Genomic DNA, 17,344 nt, shown 5'->3' with positions numbered 1-17,344 from the left:
CCTCCGTGCGCAGGCGGGCGCCGCGCGCTCAGTTCTTGATCTTCTGCAGCAGTTCGCGGGCGATGATGAGCTGCTGGATCTGGGTGGTGCCCTCATAAAGGCGGAACAGCCGCACGTCTCGGAAGAAACGCTCAACGGCATATTCCGACATGTAGCCGGCACCGCCGTGGATCTGCACCGCGCGGTCGGCGACCCGGCCCACCATCTCGGAAGCGAACATCTTGCAGGCCGAGGCCTCGATGGTGACGTTCTCGCCGGCATCGCGCCGGCGCGCGGCATCGAGCACCATGGAGCGGGCGGCGTAGGTCTCCGCATAGCTGTCCGCGAGCAGCGCCTGCACCAGCTGGAACTCGGCGATGGGCCGGCCGAACTGCTGGCGCTCGCATGCATAGGCGGCGCTCAGCTCGATGAGCCGCGTCGCCGCGCCCACGCAGACGGCGGAGATGTGCAGACGCCCCTTGTCGAGCACCCGCATGGCGACCCTGAAGCCCTGGCCCTCGGCGCCGACGAGCGCATCGGCGGGGACGACGCAGTCCTCGAACATCACGTCGCTGGTGTGGGCGCCGCGCTGGCCCATCTTGCGATCCCACGGGCCGAGCGAGAGGCCCAGCGCCTCGCGCTCCACAAGGAAGCAGGAGATGCCGCCCGCTCCCGGCGTGTCGGAGGTGCGCGCCATGACGGTATAGAGCCCGGCCTCGGGGGCGTTGGTGATGTATCGCTTGGTGCCGTTGATGACCCAGCTGCCGTCGGCGCGCCGCACCGCCCGGGTGCGCAGGGACGCGGCGTCCGACCCGGCATCGGGCTCGGTCAGGGCGAAGGACGAGACAAGCTCGCCGCTGGCGAGGCGCGGCAGGTAGCGCTGGCGCTGCGCCTCGGTGCCCGCGAGCACGATCGCCTGGGAGCCGATGCCGATATTGGTCCCAACCGCCGAGCGGAAGGCGGGCGCGGCGCGACAGAGCTCCATGACGATCTCCACCTCCTCGGCCATGCCGAGGCCGAGGCCGCCCCACTCCTGCGGGATCGACAGGCCGAACAGTCCGAGCTCGCGCATCTGCGAAAGGATGGCCGGATCGATGACGTCGCTCTCCGCCACCGCCGGCTCGGCCGGGATCAGCCGCTCGTCCACGAAGCGGCGGACGGTGTCCTTGAGCAGGGTGAAGGTTTCATGATCCAGCGCCACCGGTACCCTCCCCGAGATGCCGCGCTTGCTCGCATGCGCGCCGACCGGCGTGCACGACAATTCGGGCCGGACACCCCGTTCTCCATCTCCGCGCGAGCCGCCGATCCAGCGACAAAGCGCGTGGATCTGCACGGATCTCGCTCCGGCCGGAAGGGGTATCGGAGTTTCCCCGACAAGTCCAGATTCTAATCCATTATGCGGAACGCATTTTTATTTTCTTGATTTCGATCCCGGCCGGATTATCAGTTTGTCAGCGCGCCGCCCCAGCCGGAAGGATGCTCCGTGTCTCTCAAGAAGCTGATCGACCCCGCCTCCATCGCCATCGTCGGCGTCTCCACCAAGAAGGCCACGTTCCAGGTGGGCGGGCGCGCGATCTTCGATCACCTGCGGCTGCACGGCTACGACCAGCGCATCGATCTGGTGACCCGCGAGAAGGCGGTGATCGATGGCGTCGAGACCGTCACCAGCCTCCGCGAGTTGTCCCATGTTCCGGACTGCGTGGTGATCTCGGTGCCGGCCGACGACGTCTACGCCACGGTGGAAGAGGCGCTCGGCCTCGGGGTGCGGGCGTTCGTGGTCATCACCGGCGGGTTCTCGGAATCCGGCGAGGAGGGCGCCGCCAAGCAGGCGCGCCTCGCCGCGCTGGTGCGCAGCCACGGCGCGGCCATGCTTGGACCGAACACCACCGGCTTCGTCAATCTCGGCCGGCGCGTCGCCCTGAGCTCCACCAGCCGCATCACCGCCAGCCTGCCGCGCCCGGGCGTGGTGGGCCTCGTGGTGCAGAGCGGGGCGCTCGGCAGCGCGCTGATGGAGGAGGCCGAGCGCGCCGGCATCGGCCTCAGCCACGTCATCTCCACGGGAAACGAGGCGGCGACCGGCCTCGCGGACTTCGTGCAGTTCCTGGTCGACGACCCGGCGACGCGCGCCATCGCGCTCTATGTGGAGGGCATCCGCGAGAGCGGCCGGCTGCTGGCGGCCGCGCGCAGCGCCCATGCCGCCGGCAAGCCGGTGGCGCTCTACAAGGCTGGCCGCTCGGAGGCAGGCAGGCGCACCGCCGCCGGCCATACCGGCGCGCTGGTCGGCGAGCGCGGCGCCTACGAGGCGGCGGTGCGCCAGCTCGGCTGGGTGGATGTCGCCGCCATCGAGGACCTGCTGCCGGTGGCGCAATATGTGGCGACCGCCTGCGCCACCCGCAGCCTTGGCATCCTCACCGTTTCCGGCGGCTATGGCGGCTGCGTCGCCGACGCGCTGGAGAGCAGCGGCGCCGTGTCCCTTCCCGCGCCCGGGGAGGCCACCGTGGCGCGCATGCGGGCCGACATCCCGGCGTTCCTGTCCACCAGGAACCCAGTGGACATCGCCGGCACGCCGTTCCGCCGTCCCGAGGGCTTCGCCACCTGCCTCGACGCCTTCGCGGACGATCCCGCCTTCGACGGCATCGCGGTCGCCAATACCCCCATCGTGCCGCCCTGGGCGGAGAACGTGGCCGATGCGATGATCGCCGCCAGCCGGCGCACCGGCAAGCCGATCTCGCTGGTCTCGCCCGCGGAGATCTTCAACGGCGCCGCGCTCGGGCGGCTGCGGCGCGAGGGCGTGCCGGTCTTCACCCGCATCGACACCTTCGTGGCGGCGGTGGCCGGTGCGGCGGTGGCCGACGCGGCGCGGCGCGCGCCCCCCCGCCTGCTGCGCGAGGGTCCGGCCGAGGGCCGGGAGCTGCGCCTCGACGGCGTGCCGGTCGCCCTCAGCGAGGCGGCCAGCAAGGACCTGCTGAAGGCCCGCGGCCTCGCCTTTCCGCGCGAGGCGTTCGTGCCCGGCGCAGACGGTGCGGCGGTCCTCGCCGCCGCCCGCGAGGTGGGCTATCCGGTGACGCTGAAAGGCATGGCCGCCGGGGTGGTCCACAAGTCCGAGCTCGGCCTCGTGGCCGTGGCGGTGCCCGACGAGGCGGCGCTCAAGGCGAGGATCGCGGCGATGCTGGACAGCATCAAGACGCATGCCCTCACGCTTGAAGGCTTCCTCCTCGCCGAGACGGTGCGGCCCCAGGCGGAGGTGATCCTTGGCCTAGGCCTGGACCCGGAGTTCGGCCCCACCCTCACCTTCGGTGCCGGCGGCATCTACACCGAGATCATGCGGGACGTGGCGGTGCGCATCCTGCCGCTGGACCCCCAGGAGATCGCCGCCATGATTCGCAGCTGCCGGATCGCGGCGCTGCTCGAAGGCGCGCGCGGCCGGCCGGCGCTCGACGTGGAGGCGCTGACCGACCTTGCGGTCGCCGTCGCTGACCTCGCGCCCGGCCTCGGCCACGACTTTGCGGGCCTGGAGCTCAACCCGGTGGGCGTGGGACGCGCCGGCGAGGGCGCGTGGATCCTCGACGCCACCGTGTTCCGCATGGGCGCGCCGTCGTGAGCGCGCCGGGCAAGAGGCGCGAGAAGCGCATCGCCGCAAAGGATGCCGGCGCCCTGATCGCGCGCACACTCGCCGACGGGGACCTCCTCGCCATCGGCGGCTTGTTCAAGCAGGGCCGCCCCTTGGCCCTGGTGCGCGAGGTGATCCGGCTCGGCCGCAAGAAGCTCAAGCTCGTCTCCTCGCCCGGCTCCGGCTTCGACGTGGACCTGCTGATCGCTGCGGGCTGCGTGGCGGAGACGTTCCTGCCGGCGGTGACGCTGGAGGACCGCATGTGCCCCGCCTTCCGCGGCGCCGTGGAGGCGGGCACCGTCACCGCCCACTGCGTCGACGCGCTGTCTATCGTCGGCGGGCTCCTGGCGGCGGCGAACGGCGTGCCGTTCCAGCCAGTGGCGGCCTGGAAGGGCTCGGACGTGCCGAAGCACAATCCGCTCGTCGCCCCAATCACCTGCCCGTTCACCGGCGAAGCGCTCTACGCCACCCGCGCCATCCGCCCCAAGCTCGCTTTGCTCCATGCCCAGGAGGCCGACGCCTACGGCAACGTGCGCCACCTCGCCACCATGACCTATGCGGACCAGCTCATCGCCCGCGCCGCCGAGACGGTGATCGTGAGCGTCGACCGCATCGTCCCGCCGGATGAGATCATCGCGCGCCCGCGCGAGACCTCCATCCCCTGCATCTATGTGGACGCGGTGGTGGAGATCCCCTACGGCGCCCACCCCACCGGCAGCTTCCCGCTCTACTCCATCGACGAGGCCTATATCGAGCACTATGCCGACCTCGCCGAGGCCGCCCGGCGCGGCGCCGACGGCGCGCGGGAAAGGCTCGCCGACTACATCGCGGCTCACGTGCGCGCGCCGGCGCGCCAGGAGGACTATCTCGCTCTCGCCGACGGCACCGCCCGAATGCGCGCGCTCGAGGAGGAGGCCGCATCCCTATGACCACCGACTGCGCGCCGGCCGAGCTCCAGGCCGTCTATCTCTCCCGCGACCTTGAGGATGGCGAGCTCGGCGCTGCCGGGGCGTCGGCGGCCATTCCCATGGCGGCGATCCTGCTCGCCCGCCTCACCCATGCGCCGAACATTCAGATCGCCGGCGAGATGTTCGTCAATCCGCGGCCCAGAAAGCTGTGGAACTCCATGCTGGACGACCGGGCGCTCGGGGCGTGCGAGGCCTCGGAGACGTTCCTGGAACTGTTCGGCCACTCCCATCGCGGCCTCGACTTCTTCTTCCACAACGGCATGCAGGTGGACGCGCACGGCAACATCAACCTGCATTTCGTGGGCGGCACCATCGACAAGCCGAAGATGCGCGGGCCGGGTGCCGCCAACATCTCCTATGCCGCCATGTCGCGGCGCTTTTACATCTGCACAACCGCGCACTCGCCCCGCACCTTCGTGGAGAAGGTGGACTTCGTCACCTCCCCCGGCTTCCTTGACGGGCCGAAAAGCGTCAAGGCGGCCGGCCTGAAGGGCGGCCCCCGCTTCTGCATCACGCCGCTGGCGGTGATGGACTTCAACCCGCAGACCCTGCGCATGCGCCTGAAGTCGGTGCATGCCTGGAGCTCGGTGGACGAGGTGGCGGCGAAGACCGGCTTCGCGCTCGAAGTGCCGGCCGAGGTGCCGGAGACGCCCGCGCCCACCGCGCGCGAGCTGGAGCTGCTGCGCGGCATCGTGGACCCCGACGGCCTGCTGCGGAACTGAGCGCCGCCCCGGCCTCAGGAGGCGCGGGCGCGCAGGGCGAGCGCGGCGTCGAGCGCCGCGTCGTGCTCGGCGCTGCCATGGGCGGCCGCCTGCATGGCGGCGGCGGCGCCGAGGAAGTCCTGAAGATGGGTGCGCTCCGCCATGCGCAGAAGGCGCTTGGTCATGCGGATCGCCGGCGCGGGCTTGGCGGCGATCTCGCCGGCGAGCGCGAGCGCGCGCGGCAGAAGCTCCTCCTCTGGCACCACGTCGAGCACCAGGCCGAGGCGCAGCGCCTCCGCGGCATCGATGGGCCGGCCGCGGAAGCTGATCTCGCACGCCCGCTGGTAACCCACATGGCGCACCAGGAACCAGCCGCCGCCGTCTCCGGAGACGATGCCGAGATTGACGAACACCTCGCCGAACAGCGCCGTGCCCGAGGCGAGGCGCATGTCGCACATGAGGCTCAAGTCGCAGCCCGCGCCCATGGCCGGCCCGTTCACCGCGGCAATGGTGGGGATGTCGAGCCGCTGCATGATCTGCGGGATCTGCTGCACGCCCGACAGGTAGGCCTCGGCGATCTCCACCGCCGGCCCCGCGAACATGCCGGCCTTCGCCCGCATGTCCTTCACGTTGCCCCCGGCGGAGAACACCGGCCCCGCGCCGGTGATCACCAGGACGCGGACGGCGCCGTCCTGCTCCACCTCCCTGAGCCGCGCCACCAGGGCATCGAGCATGTGGCGGTCGGAGAGCGGATTGCGCCGCGCGGGATCGTTCAGGGTCAGGAGCGCGACGCCGTCGGGCCGGCGATCCAGCAGGACCTCATCGGACATCGGAAACCTCCGGGACACCGGGATGGGCCGCCACGTTGCCGTCCAGCAGGCGGCGCTCGATCTCGCGGGCGATCTGCACGAGGCGCTGGCCGATCTTGCGCTGCTTCCAGCCAGGCAGGTGCCGGGCCGGGGCGCCGCAGGCGAGCGCGTAGACCGGCGAGCCGCCGGGGAAGACCAGCGGCACGGCCACGCCGTTGATGTCGGTGTTCCAGCTCGCGGACGCGGTGGTGAAGCCCTGCTCGGCCACCTCGCGCCGCCCGGTCTCGATGCTGGCGAGCAGGGTGTCCCAGCGCTTGGCGTGGCGCTCGCGCAGCAGGCCGAGGAGATACTGGAGCTCGTTCTCGGCCAGCGGCGCGATCAGGGCATGTCCGGTGGCGGTGCCTGCCAGCGGGATGCGCGAGCCCACTTCCAGGCGCAGGGTCATGAGCGTGTTGAGGGAGTGGCACACCTCGAGCTCGATCACGTCGAGGCGGTCGCGCGCGGCGAGGGAGGCATGGACCGCGAAGGTGTCCGCCAGCTCCTTCAGGTAGGGCCGCACCAGGTCGCCGAGGCTGAACGGCTCGCGCGCGGCGAATCCCAGCGCCAGCACCGCCGTGCCGATGCGGAACTGCCGCCGGCGTGGCGAATAGTGCAGATAGCCGAGGCCGGCCAGCGCCTGGAGCAGACGCGACGTGGTGGGCTTGGGCAGGCCCACCTTCTCCGCCACCTCCATGCCGCTGAGCCAGACCGACTGGGTGGTGCCGAACGCCTCGAGCACGATGAGCCCGCGCGCCAGCGCGTTCACGAAGTCGCGGTCCTGCGCGATCACCCCGCGCTGGCGGCGGCGGCGCACCATGTCGCGCGGGGCCGGGGCGGCCCGGTCTTCGGCGGTGCTTTCGTCGATCTGGTCATCCATGGAAAGGTCAGTCGCCCCAGAAGCTCGCGCCCAGTTGATCCATGCGGTGGCCGATCTCGCTCGACATGGCCATCAGCTCCGGTCCCAGCTCGTCCTGGAACCGCGCCGGATCGAGATCGCGCCGCCGCGTGCCGCAATTGAGCGCCAGGATGGTTTCGCCGCGGTCGAGCCACACCGGCGCGCCCACCGCATATATCTCCCGGCGCCAGTCGCCGAAGGAGACCGAGAAGCCACGCCGGTCCACCTCGGCGATGGCCTCGCGCAGGCCATCCTCCATCGCGTCGGCGGAGGGGCCAGCCGCGGCGCGGATGGCCTGCATGTGGGCCTCGCGTGCCGGCGGCGGCAGCGCCCACATATAGGCCCGCCCCATGGCCGACTGGGCGATGGGCACCAGGGCGCCGATATGCAGGCGCATGGTGATGGTCTCGGGACCCGAGCAATAATGCAGATAGATCATGTCCGGACCGTTGCCGATGCCGAGCGCGACCGACATTTCGTGCTTGTCGGCCATGGCCTGCATCAGCGGCTCGGCCACCTGGCGCACCGAGAGCGTGCGCAGCACCGTGTAGCCGAGCGTGGAGACCTTGTCGCCGAGGTGGTACTGGGCGTGCGGCCCCACCTGCCGCAGATAGCCCATGGCGCACAGCGTGTAGGCGAGCCGCGCCACGGTCGCCTTGGGCAGCCCGGTGCGCTCGGCGATCTCCTTGTTGCCGAGCGGCGCGTCGATGGCGCGGAAAGCCCGCAATATGGCGAGCCCGCGCGCCAGCGAGACGACCTCGGTGGTCTTGTCCTTGGATGGCGCCATGATCCTTCCCACGCTCGCACCCTCAAGCCGGATTCGCCTACGCCGAATCCGGCTCTCTCAATAAGTTAGAGAGCGAACCACAGTCCACGTGGAAGCGCCTCGCGCTTCCGGAGCGACCAATCGCACTCTAAGTCCCGGTCCAGACCGGCGCGCGCTTCTCGGCGAAGGCGCGCGGGCCCTCCTGAGCGTCGCGGCTGTCATAGACGGAGCGATAGATCTGCTTGGCCTCGGCAAGGCCGGCGTCGCAGCCCAGGCTCATGGCATTGAGCAACGACTGCTTGCCCGCCGCCACCGAGAGCGGAGCGTTGGCGACGATGATGCGCGCCAGCGTCCGTGCCCGCTCCAGCGCCGCTTCTGCCGTCGGCTCCACATAATTGACGAAGCCGATGGCGTGCAGGCGTTCGATCGTCTGGGGCTCGCCGGTGAGGACCATCTCCATCACCAGCGGCTGCGGCATCTGCCAGAGGAGCGGCACCGCCCAGGGCGAGCCGCGCCCGCGCTTCACCTCGGTGATCCCGCCGCTGGTGCCGGCGACGCCGATGCGGATGTCGGCGTTGAGCGAGAGCATGAAGCCGCCTGCGGCGAAGTGGCCGGTCATGGCGGCGATGATAGGCGCGCGCACGCGGCGCATGCGCTCGTGAAACGGGTCGCGAATTATCTGCAGTACGTCGCCGCCCTTGGCACCGATGCTGCTCGCCTCCTTCAGGTCCATGCCGGCGCAGAACGTGCCGCAGGGCGCGGCGGTGAGGATCACGGCGCGGATCTCGGGGCGCCGGTCTACCTCCTCCCACAGGTCGAAGAGCCTCTCGGCGGCAGCGACCGACAGGGCGTTGCGCCGCTCCGGGCGGTTCAGGGTGATGGTGGCGAGGCCGTCTGCGGCCTCGAATTGCACGATCTCGTCGGGATGCATCACCGATTCCGTTCCTTGCCGAATGATGGCACGGCGATCAGGCTACATCAAAAACTCACTGTGCGGAACGTATTTTCAAAATGTAATTGTACCTTCCTCCGATCTGTGTCACGTTCATAAGTATCGGGACGATGAGGGCCCGGCCCGGCGCGTTCGTGCGCGCCGCCGGCGTTCATCCCGTGACCGCCGGCGCGACCCGGCGTGCGACAAGAAAAACTTTGGAGGAACGACATGCGGGGACACTTCTCTCGCGCTATTGGGCTTCTCATGGGCCGCCGGCGCGGCCGCGGCCGCGCGTCGGCCCTCTTCTGCGGCGGCGCCTTCGCGGCGCTGCTGGCGCTGCCGGCCGGGGCGGAGACGCTCACGCTCGGCGCCACCAACGCCACGTCGAGCCACTACCAGGTGGCCGTGGGCATGGCGCAGGCCATCGAGAAGGGAAATCCGGGCACCACGGTCACGGTGGTGGAGACCGGGGCCAGCGTCGACAACGTGCGCCGGCTGGCGCGGGGCGAGATCGACCTCGGCCTCGTGGCGGGCGACGTCTTTGTGCAGGCGAAGAACGGCACCGGCCAGTTCGAGGGCAAGCCGGTGGCCGACCTCGTGGCGCTCTACCCCTATGACGATTCCATCATCAACATCGCGGTGCGCGTCGACAGCGGCATCACCGACCTCAACGGGCTGACGGGCAAGAACTTCACGCCCGGCATTCGCGGCAGCGGCGGCGAGCTGCTCGTCACCCAGAGCTTCAACCTGCTTGGCATCAAGCCGCGCTACATCTACGGCACCGTGAACGACGCCATCGAGGGCGTCGGCAACAACCAGCTCGTGGGCTACTCCAAGTACGCCGCCGCCTCGCGCGTCGACGCGACTCTGCGCGAGCTGATGACCAAGGTGGACATGCGCATCCTGGGCTTCACCAAGGAGCAGCAGGAGAAGGTGCTCGCCAAGATCCCGGGCGTGAGCTTCGTCACCATCCCGGTCGGCTTCATCAAGGACAACCCGGCCTTCGCCACGCCCTCGGTGCCGATCGTCTATGCCACGCGTTTGTCGCTGATGAACGATGCGACCGCGAAGAAGATCGCCCACGCCATCGACCAGAACCGGCAGATCCTCATCAGCGTGTGGCCGCAGCTGAAGGACTACGACTTCAAGAAGTCGCTGCTCGAGACGGTCGAGATCGGCATCGCCGTCCATCCCGGCGCGCTCGCCCACTGGAAGTCGGCGCAATAATTCCTTCGGCTGCGAACGTCAGAGGCGCTCAGATGGCAGACGGCACCACCGACAGCTGGCTCGGCAAGAGCACGGCGTTCTCCTTGCGGATCATCCTCATCGGATTCGCGCTGTTCCAGCTCTACACCTCGTTCGCGGGGATGATGGAGCCGCTGGTCCAGCGGGGCCTGTTCCTCGGGCTCGGGCTCGGGTCGGTGTTCCTGCTCTCGGCCGTCGAGGGCGGGAGCAAGGGCGCGCGCCGCATCCTCGACATCGTGCTGGCGCTCGCGGGCTACTACGTCTGCTTCCACGTGGCGCTCAACAACCAGCGCCTGTCCGACTTCATGGGCGAGTTGAGCACGCTCGACCTCGCGCTCGGCTTCATCGCGCTGGCCCTGGTGCTGGAGGCGGCGCGCAGGACCATCGGCTGGTTCCTGCCGCTGCTCGCGCTCACCGGGCTACTCTATTTCTATCTGGGCAGCGCCTATGTGAGCGGGCCGTGGCAGCCGCCGCGCGTCTCCACCCTGACGCTGATCGAGACCACCTACGCCTCCACCGAGACCATCTTCGGCTACATGGTCGACATGGGCACCCGGGTGATCGCGGTGTTCATCATCTTCGGCGCGCTGCTGCTCAGCACTGGGGCGACGGAGATCTTCATCAAGCTCGCCACCCTGATCGCCGGCCGCAGCTGGGGCGGCCAGGCGAAGGTGTGCACCGCCTCCTCCGCCCTGTTCGGGACGGTGACCGGATCGGCGGTGGCGAACGTGATGGCGCTCGGCCCCATCACCATCCCCACCATGCACCGGGCGGGCTACACCAAGAGCTACGCCGCCGCCATCGAGGCGGTGGCGTCGGCGGGCGGGCAGATCATGCCGCCGGTGATGGGGGCGGGCGCCTTCATCATGGCGGAGATGCTGGACATTCCCTATTCCAGCGTGGTCGGCGCCGCCCTCATCCCGGCCATCCTCTACTTCCTCACCATCTGGTTCAGCGTCGGATTCCGCGCGCGCAAGATGAACATCCGCCCGCTCGACCGCTCGGAGATGCCGTCGGCGCGCGAGCTGCTCGACCCCTACACCGCCTTGCCCATGTATCTGCCGGTTGGCGTCCTCATCGGCATGCTCGCCATGGACCTCACCCCCACCCTCGCGGGCGCGACGGCGGTGGCGATGCTGGTCGTCACCCAAGTGATCCTGCGCGGCGCGAAATGCTTGGCCGAGGGCCGCGCTCATGAGCTCGGCGCCACCTACAGCGAGTATCTGGGCCAGGTGCTGGAAGGCCTCTACGACGCCGGCCGGGCCATCGCTATGATCGCGGTGCTGCTCGCCTGCGCGGCGATTGTGGTGAAGGTGCTCACCGCCACCGGGGTGGGTGTGAAGGTGTCGAGCCTCATCCTGTCGCTGTCGGGCGAGAACCTCGTCTTCGTGCTGATCCTCACCGCGGTGCTCGCCATCCTTCTCGGCATGGACGTGCCCACCACCGCCTCCTACATCCTGGCGGCGGCGGTGGCGGCGCCCATCGTCATCAAGCTCGGCGTCGCCCCGCTCAACGCCCACCTGTTCATCTTCTATTTCGCGATCCTGTCCGCCATCACGCCGCCGGTCTGCGCGAGCGTGTTCGCGGCTGCTTCGATAGCGAAAGTGAACTTCTGGAAGGTGGGCGGGCATGCGGTGGTGCTGGCCATCGGGCTCTACCTGATCCCGTTCCTCTTCATCTTCCGCACCGGGGTGCTGATGGAGGGCTCGTGGCTGCAGATCGCCTATGACACGGGCATCACCTCCATCGCGATCATCGCCATCACGGCGGCCTCCACGGGCTACTTCTTCGGCCCGCTCAACTGGCCGCTGCGGATCTTCGTCTATGGCGCGGCGGCGCTGCTGTTCTATCCGGCGGCCTGGAGCGACATCGTCGGCCTGATCATGATCGCGGCGCTGGCAGGGGTGAGCCACTTTCGCGAGCCGCGATCGGCCGGCGCCGCACAGCGGCAGCCCGCGGATCTGAAGCTTTAGCTTCGGCCGCGCCTGCGCCGCGGCCCTGGCCCCCCGCACCGTCGATCGAAATCCTTGCGCCCGGATCGTCCCGCGATCCGGGCGCAAGCTGTTTCGGGCCACAAAAGACGCGCCGCCGCGCGCGGGCGCCCGGCGAGGCGTCCGGCGCTTCGCGATGGCCGTCGTGGTTTTCAGGAAGATCAGCACGCCGCCGCACCGGAACATATCCCGGTCGACAAGGCGGCAATGGCGCGAGCGCCGGCGGGACCTAAGCCTTGTACCGGCGCGCGGCGCGGGCGCGGCGCTCCAGCCACCAGCCGAACGGCTTCGGCCAGTGCGCCCAGCCGCCGTCCTCAACAAGCGTGGCGGCGGCGTGGAGCGCCCAGTTCGGATCGGCGAGCATCGCGCGGCCGATGGCGACGAGGTCCGCATCCTCGCGCGTCAGAACCGCCTCGGCCTCGGCCGCATCGGCGATGCCGCCGACCGCGATCACGCAGGCGCCGGTCGCCCGCCTGAGCTGGCTCGCGAACGGCACCTGGAAGCCTGGGCCGCGGGGCACCATCATCTGGCCGCTCGGCAGGATCATGCCGCCCGAGGAGCAGTCCACCAGGTCGACGCCGGCGGCGATCAACGCCTTCACCAGCACCTGGGAATCCTCCAGCGACCAGCCGATGCCGATCCCGTCCACCGACGAGATTCGGCAGGCGAGCGGCTTGTGCGCCGGCCAGGCCGCCCGCACGCCCTCCACCACTTCGAGAGGAAATCGCATGCGCCCCTCGATCGCCCCGCCGTACGCGTCGGCGCGGGTGTTGGAGAGGGGCGACAGGAAGCTGTGGAGGAGATAGCCGTGGGCCATGTGGATCTCGATGAGGTCCACGCCCGCCGTATCGGCGCGCCGGGCCGCAGCCGCGTAGGCGGCCACGAGCGGGGCCATGTCGGATGGCGCCATCGCGCGCGGAACATGGCCGCCGGGAGCCGCGGGCGCATCGGTCGGCCCGAGCACCGCCCCGCCGGCCTCCGGCGCGAGCGGCCGGAACCCCTCCCACGGCGCGGACGTCGCCGCCTTGCGGCCTGCATGCTGGAGCTGCACGCCGAGCGCCGCGCCGCAGGCGTGGACCGCTTCCGCGAGGCCGCGCAGGGCGTGTTCCTGCGCACCGTCCCAGAGCCCGAGATCGAGGTCGGTCGAGCGCCCCTCCGGGGTCACGGCGGTGGCCTCCGCCACCACCAGCCCGGCGCCGCCGAGGGCGAAGCGCGCGAGATGCGCCTGGTGCCAGGCCGTCGCGCGCGCCTCGGGCGCGCTGTAGGTCTGCATGGGCGAGACCACCACGCGGTTCTTCAGCGTGAGGCCGCGCAGGCCGAGGGGCTGGAACAGACGCGCCATCTCAGCCCGGGTTCTGGTGCATGGCCTTGGCGATGATGGTGCGCTGGATCTGCGAGGTGCCGCCGCCGATGGTGCTCTGCATGCCTTCGCGGAAATAGCGCTCCATGTCCGAGTCCGGCAGCATGGAGTGCCCGCCGAGGATCTGCATGCCCATGCGCGAGACATTCTGCAGCGTCTCGGATGCGAACAGCTTGCCCATGGCCACCTCCTTGGCGCACGGCTCGTGCCGTGAGGCGAGCTCGGCGCCGCGGTAGACCAGGAGCCGGGCGGCATCCACCTGGGTCTGCATGTCGGCGAGCATGTGGCGGATCACCTGGAAATCGAAGATCGGCCGGTCGAACTGCTCGCGCTCGTGGGCATAGGCGAGCGCGTCGCTCACCGCGGTCTGGGCATTGCCCACATAGGCGGCGGACACCGCGATGCGCTCCAACTCCAGATGATCGGTGATGATCTCCCATCCCTGCCCCTCGTGACCGAGCAGGTTGGCGGCGGGCACCCGCGCGTCGTCGAGGAAGATCTCCGTGGTGCCGGTGGCGCGGCGCGCCAGAGTCGGCAGCCGGCGGATGTCGACGCCCGCCGTGTCGTTGGGCACCAGCAGCACCGAGAGCCCGCGGTGCTTGGCGGTCTCCGGGTCGGTGCGCACCAGCATCTGGATGGTCACGTTCTGCGCCGCCGCGCCGCTGCACCAGAGCTTCTGGCCCTTGATGACGTAGCTCTCGCCGTCGCGTCGGGCGCGGGTGCGAGTGCTGGCAGCGTCCGAGCCGGCCGAGGGCTCGGAGATGGAGATGGAGAAGCGCCGCGCGCCGGACATGAAGGGTTCGAGATAGTCCGCCTTCTGGGCGTCGTTGCCGAACTTCACGATGTTCATGGCGGTGAAGGTGGGCACCAGCACCGCAGTCGCGAAGTCGAAGCCGAACTTGCCGAGCCCCTCGCACATGAGCGCGTAGTCGAAGATGTCGCCGCCGTAGCCGCCGTGATCCTCCGGGATCAGCAGGCGCAGCCAGCCTTCCTTGGCGATCTTCTCATAGCCTTCGTAAGGGTAGGCGCGCGCCTCGTCCTGGGTGCGGATGTATTCGCGCGTGATCTCCTTCTCCATGAAGCGGTCGACGGTGTCGTGCCAGGCGCTCTGTTCGCTGTTGAGGAAGTTCATTGGGCCGCAGGCTCCGCAAGGGTGAAGGGGTCGTTCGAGGGCGGCAGCAGGCGCGCGCCCAAGATGAGCAGGCTGAACTCGCAGCGCATGACTTTTTCCCGGCGCTGGTTCGCGCCGACGAGCTCGAGCGTGGCGACGCCGGCGCCTCCGTCCTTCTCGCGCAGGTCGATGATCTCGGAGCGCGCCCACAGGGTGTCGCCGATGAAGGTGGGCTTGAGGAATCGCAGCCGGTCCACGCCGTAGAACGCGTCCACCACGCTCGAATCGAAGGGCAGGAGCGCGTTGACGATGGAGAAGACGAGCGAGCCCTGAACCACCCGCCGGCCGAAGCGCGCGGTCTTGGCGAACTCCTCGTTGGCGTGGATCTCCAGCCAGTTGCCGGTGAGCATGCAGAAGTTGACCACGTCGGTCTCGGTCAGCGTGCGCCCGCGCGAGACCTTGGACTGGCCGACCTTCAATTCGGGAAACGGCTGATCGATCATCGCTCCTGCTCTTCCTTCCTGGTCACCGGCCCTGCCAGACGGGCACGCGCCCCTCGGCGAAGGCGCTCGGCCCTTCCTGTGCATCGGCGCTGGCATAGACCGCGCGGTGAAGCTCGGCGCCGCGCGCGAGCCCGCCCGCGCAGCCGAGGTCCATGCCGGCGGCGAGCGTTGCCTTGGCGGCGCGCACGGAGAGCGGCGCGTTCCGGGCGATCTGGCCGGCGAGGGCGAGGGCGCGCGCCAGCACCACCTCCGGCGTCGCCTCGAGATGGTTGACGAAGCCGTGGCGCCACAGCTCCTCCACGGGCAAAGGCGCGCCGGTGAGCATCATCTCGCTCAGCACCGGCTGCGGCAGCATCCACAGCAGCGGCACGGCCCAGGAGGTGCCCCGGCCGAACCGCACCTCGGAGATGGCGGCGCGCGATCCGGCGAGGCCAACGCGGATGTCGGCGCCCATGGCGAGCAGCATGCCGGCGCCGCTGAAATGGCCGTTGAGCGCCGCCACCACCGGCTGGCGGACTGCGCGCAGGCGCTCCTGGAACGGATCGGCGATGCGTGCGAGGAGGTCCGCGCCCTCGGCCCGCGCCGCGGCCATCTCCTTGAGATCCATGCCGGCGCAGAAGGTGCCGCACGGGGCGGCGGCGAGCACGACGGCGCGGATCGCCTGGTCCGCGTCGATGCGGGCCCACGCGGCGGTGAGCGCGTTCGCCATGGACGCGGTGAGGGCGTTGCGCCGCGCCGGCCGGTTCAGGGTGACACGCGCGATGCCGTCGGCGACGGCCAGTTCCACCTCATCCGCCTGCATGGCGCGGCGCCTTCCTCCAGGGCGGGCCCGATGGCGGGCCGGAGCGCTCGGGGCGCCCTTCTCTGGCGACGACCTTAGTGCCTGCCCGGCGGGCGGGTCAAACAAAAATCCATCTTGCGGAACTGATTTTCGAAATACACTTGACTTTACGCCCCGCAGCGACGCACCCTCTGCATCGATCCGGACCCTGCGGGACCCGGCGCGCCTCGGCGCGCCCCGGCCTATGGCGTTGCGGAAGAATGATTTCTTTGGGAGAGGCGCGCATGAGGCGTTCGCTGAGGCTCGGGGCCGGTTCCGGCTTCTGGGGAGATGCCTTCGACCCTGCGGTCGAGCTGCTGGAGCGGGGGACGCTCGACTATCTCTCCATGGACTATCTCGCCGAGCTGACCATGGCGTTGCTCCAGCGCCAGCGCCTGAAGGACCCGGAGACGGGGTACATTCCCGATCTTCCCGCGCACCTTTCCGTTCTTCTTCCTCTCGCCCGCAAGAGCGGCACCCGCATCGTCTGCAACGGCGGCGGCGCCAACCCGCGCGCGGCCGGCGAGCGCATCCGCTCGCTCGCCCGCGAGCTCGGGCTGAACGGCCTGCGCATCGGCGTGATCGAAGGCGACGACGTGCTCGACCGGCTGGACGAGCTGATCGAGAGCGGCACCGACCTCACCAACATCGACACCGGCGAGACCAACTTCGCCGCCATCCGCAACCGCGTGGTGGCCGCCAACGTCTATACCGACAGCTCCGGCATCGTGGAGGCGCTCGCCCAGGGGGCGGACGTGGTGATCGCCGGCCGGGTCTCCGACAACGCGCTCTATGTGGGCCCGCTGATGCACGAGTTCGGCTGGAGCTACGGCGCGGCCGACACCGACCGCATCGCCGCCGCCATCACCATCGGCCACGTGGTGGAGTGCGCCGCCGCCGCCACCGGCGGCATGTCCTCCCGCTTCGACGAGATGCCCAACATGGGCAGGGTCGGCTTTCCCATCGTCGAGTTCGACGGCGACGGCACCGCGGTCATCACCAAGCTCGACCAGACCGGCGGACGCGTGGACCCGTTCACCGTCAAGGAGCACCTCGTCTACGAGATCGGCGATCCGCGCCGCTACCTCATGCCGGACGGCGTCGCCGACTTCACTCGCGTGCGGCTGGAGGAGATCGGGCCGGACCGCGTCCGGCTCTCCCACATGGGCGGCGGCCCGCGCCCGGAAACCCTCAAGCTGGTGGTGGGCTACGAGGACGGCTGGATCGGCGAGGGCATGATGTTCTTCCCCTGGCCCGACGCGCTGGGGCGCGCCGAGAAGGCGAAGCAGACCCTCGGCGAGCGCTTCGAGCGCCTGAAGCTGAAGGCCGACGCGGTGCAGTTCGACCTCGTGGGCGTCAACATGCTGCACGGGCCGGCCTCCCCCATGCCGGATTACGAGCCGGCGGAGATCGGCCTGCGCGTCGCGGTCCACACCGCCACCCGCCAGGAGGCGGAGAAGGTGCGCCGGGCCTGCGCGCAGCTCTGGATCATGGGGCCGGGCGGCACCTCCTTCGGCACGCCCATGAAGCCGCGCCCGGTCTACGGCGTGTGGCCCACCCTCGTGCCGCAGTCCGTGGTGACGCAGCGCGTCTCGCTCCTGGAGGCCTGAGCC

The 17,344-nt window shown here is 70.0% G+C and carries 15 protein-coding genes; 6 read left to right on the top strand and 9 right to left on the bottom strand.

What is annotated here, in order from left to right:
- Positions 1–28: 28 nt before the first annotated feature.
- Positions 29–1,180 carry an acyl-CoA dehydrogenase family protein gene (locus V5F59_RS18275; RefSeq protein ID WP_281805192.1) on the bottom strand — a complete coding sequence of 384 codons (1,152 nt, stop codon included), beginning with the start codon at positions 1,178–1,180 and terminating at the stop codon, positions 29–31.
- 282 nt (positions 1,181–1,462) lie between these two features.
- Here V5F59_RS18275 and V5F59_RS18270 point away from each other — a divergent pair, with 282 nt between their 5' ends.
- From V5F59_RS18270 to V5F59_RS18260, 3 genes are read left to right on the top strand one after another with little or no spacing between them, the layout of a single operon-like run.
- Positions 1,463–3,580, top strand: coding sequence for an acetate--CoA ligase family protein (locus V5F59_RS18270; protein ID WP_281805194.1), 2,118 nt, complete (start codon positions 1,463–1,465; stop codon positions 3,578–3,580).
- Positions 3,577–4,518, top strand: coding sequence for a CoA transferase subunit A (locus tag V5F59_RS18265; protein WP_281805196.1), 942 nt, complete (start codon positions 3,577–3,579; stop codon positions 4,516–4,518). Before V5F59_RS18270 ends, V5F59_RS18265 begins: the two co-directional genes overlap by 4 nt.
- Entirely contained in the window at positions 4,515–5,279 is a 765-nt protein-coding gene (locus tag V5F59_RS18260; RefSeq protein WP_281805198.1) for a CoA-transferase subunit beta, read from the top strand. The genes V5F59_RS18265 and V5F59_RS18260 overlap by 4 nt, the downstream gene beginning before the upstream one ends.
- A gap of 14 nt (positions 5,280–5,293) precedes the next feature.
- Here V5F59_RS18260 and V5F59_RS18255 read toward each other — a convergent pair whose 3' ends face one another.
- The 4 genes from V5F59_RS18255 to V5F59_RS18240 all read right to left on the bottom strand — a co-directional run bounded on the left by V5F59_RS18255 (position 5,294) and on the right by V5F59_RS18240 (position 8,698).
- Complete coding sequence (locus V5F59_RS18255; RefSeq protein ID WP_281805200.1) at positions 5,294–6,088, bottom strand: enoyl-CoA hydratase-related protein; 795 nt, start codon at positions 6,086–6,088, stop codon at positions 5,294–5,296.
- On the bottom strand, positions 6,078–6,983 hold the full coding sequence (locus tag V5F59_RS18250) for an IclR family transcriptional regulator (protein WP_281805203.1): 906 nt from the start codon (positions 6,981–6,983) through the stop codon (positions 6,078–6,080). Before V5F59_RS18250 ends, V5F59_RS18255 begins: the two co-directional genes overlap by 11 nt.
- A gap of 7 nt (positions 6,984–6,990) precedes the next feature.
- Positions 6,991–7,788, bottom strand: coding sequence for an IclR family transcriptional regulator (locus tag V5F59_RS18245; RefSeq protein WP_281805205.1), 798 nt, complete (start codon positions 7,786–7,788; stop codon positions 6,991–6,993).
- A gap of 127 nt (positions 7,789–7,915) precedes the next feature.
- Positions 7,916–8,698 carry an enoyl-CoA hydratase/isomerase family protein gene (locus V5F59_RS18240; RefSeq protein WP_281806378.1) on the bottom strand — a complete coding sequence of 261 codons (783 nt, stop codon included), beginning with the start codon at positions 8,696–8,698 and terminating at the stop codon, positions 7,916–7,918.
- Positions 8,699–8,965: 267 nt separating this feature from the next.
- Here V5F59_RS18240 and V5F59_RS18235 point away from each other — a divergent pair, with 267 nt between their 5' ends.
- Positions 8,966–9,928: a TAXI family TRAP transporter solute-binding subunit gene (locus V5F59_RS18235; RefSeq protein ID WP_509211111.1), complete on the top strand. Its 963-nt coding sequence runs from the start codon at positions 8,966–8,968 to the stop codon at positions 9,926–9,928.
- A gap of 32 nt (positions 9,929–9,960) precedes the next feature.
- Positions 9,961–11,919 (top strand): TRAP transporter permease, encoded by a 1,959-nt coding sequence (locus tag V5F59_RS18230; protein ID WP_281805209.1) that lies wholly within the window; start codon positions 9,961–9,963, stop codon positions 11,917–11,919.
- A 247-nt stretch (positions 11,920–12,166) separates the two neighbouring features.
- On the opposite strand, the gene V5F59_RS18225 is transcribed toward V5F59_RS18230, so the two are convergent.
- From V5F59_RS18225 to V5F59_RS18210, 4 genes are read right to left on the bottom strand one after another with little or no spacing between them, the layout of a single operon-like run.
- On the bottom strand, positions 12,167–13,279 hold the full coding sequence (locus tag V5F59_RS18225) for an NADH:flavin oxidoreductase/NADH oxidase (protein ID WP_281805211.1): 1,113 nt from the start codon (positions 13,277–13,279) through the stop codon (positions 12,167–12,169).
- A 1-nt stretch (position 13,280) separates the two neighbouring features.
- Positions 13,281–14,429, bottom strand: coding sequence for an acyl-CoA dehydrogenase family protein (locus V5F59_RS18220; protein WP_281805213.1), 1,149 nt, complete (start codon positions 14,427–14,429; stop codon positions 13,281–13,283).
- Positions 14,426–14,911, bottom strand: coding sequence for a MaoC/PaaZ C-terminal domain-containing protein (locus V5F59_RS18215; protein WP_281805215.1), 486 nt, complete (start codon positions 14,909–14,911; stop codon positions 14,426–14,428). The genes V5F59_RS18220 and V5F59_RS18215 overlap by 4 nt, the downstream gene beginning before the upstream one ends.
- Before the next feature lie 22 nt (positions 14,912–14,933).
- Positions 14,934–15,713: an enoyl-CoA hydratase/isomerase family protein gene (locus tag V5F59_RS18210; protein WP_281805217.1), complete on the bottom strand. Its 780-nt coding sequence runs from the start codon at positions 15,711–15,713 to the stop codon at positions 14,934–14,936.
- Between the two features lie 263 nt (positions 15,714–15,976).
- On the opposite strand from V5F59_RS18210, the gene V5F59_RS18205 reads away from it, so the two are divergent.
- Positions 15,977–17,341 carry an acyclic terpene utilization AtuA family protein gene (locus V5F59_RS18205; RefSeq protein ID WP_281805218.1) on the top strand — a complete coding sequence of 455 codons (1,365 nt, stop codon included), beginning with the start codon at positions 15,977–15,979 and terminating at the stop codon, positions 17,339–17,341.
- Positions 17,342–17,344 lie beyond the last annotated feature (3 nt).

This window comes from Xanthobacter nonsaccharivorans (assembly GCF_043194755.2).
GTDB lineage: Bacteria > Pseudomonadota > Alphaproteobacteria > Rhizobiales > Xanthobacteraceae > Xanthobacter > Xanthobacter autotrophicus_G.
This window is presented reverse-complemented; position numbering and strand designations above follow the sequence as displayed.

Excerpts from the sequence above, each read along its gene's own strand:
- V5F59_RS18260 (WP_281805198.1), top strand. The coding sequence starts at position 4,515 with ATGACCACCGACTGCGCGCCGGCCGAGCTCCAGGCCGTCTATCTCTCC.
- V5F59_RS18255 (WP_281805200.1), bottom strand. The coding sequence starts at position 6,088 with ATGTCCGATGAGGTCCTGCTGGATCGCCGGCCCGACGGCGTCGCGCTC.
- V5F59_RS18250 (WP_281805203.1), bottom strand. The coding sequence starts at position 6,983 with ATGGATGACCAGATCGACGAAAGCACCGCCGAAGACCGGGCCGCCCCG.
- V5F59_RS18245 (WP_281805205.1), bottom strand. The coding sequence starts at position 7,788 with ATGGCGCCATCCAAGGACAAGACCACCGAGGTCGTCTCGCTGGCGCGC.
- V5F59_RS18240 (WP_281806378.1), bottom strand. The coding sequence starts at position 8,698 with ATGCATCCCGACGAGATCGTGCAATTCGAGGCCGCAGACGGCCTCGCC.
- V5F59_RS18235 (WP_509211111.1), top strand. The coding sequence starts at position 8,966 with ATGGGCCGCCGGCGCGGCCGCGGCCGCGCGTCGGCCCTCTTCTGCGGC.
- V5F59_RS18230 (WP_281805209.1), top strand. The coding sequence starts at position 9,961 with ATGGCAGACGGCACCACCGACAGCTGGCTCGGCAAGAGCACGGCGTTC.
- V5F59_RS18225 (WP_281805211.1), bottom strand. The coding sequence starts at position 13,279 with ATGGCGCGTCTGTTCCAGCCCCTCGGCCTGCGCGGCCTCACGCTGAAG.
- V5F59_RS18220 (WP_281805213.1), bottom strand. The coding sequence starts at position 14,429 with ATGAACTTCCTCAACAGCGAACAGAGCGCCTGGCACGACACCGTCGAC.
- V5F59_RS18215 (WP_281805215.1), bottom strand. The coding sequence starts at position 14,911 with ATGATCGATCAGCCGTTTCCCGAATTGAAGGTCGGCCAGTCCAAGGTC.
- V5F59_RS18210 (WP_281805217.1), bottom strand. The coding sequence starts at position 15,713 with ATGCAGGCGGATGAGGTGGAACTGGCCGTCGCCGACGGCATCGCGCGT.
- V5F59_RS18205 (WP_281805218.1), top strand. The coding sequence starts at position 15,977 with ATGAGGCGTTCGCTGAGGCTCGGGGCCGGTTCCGGCTTCTGGGGAGAT.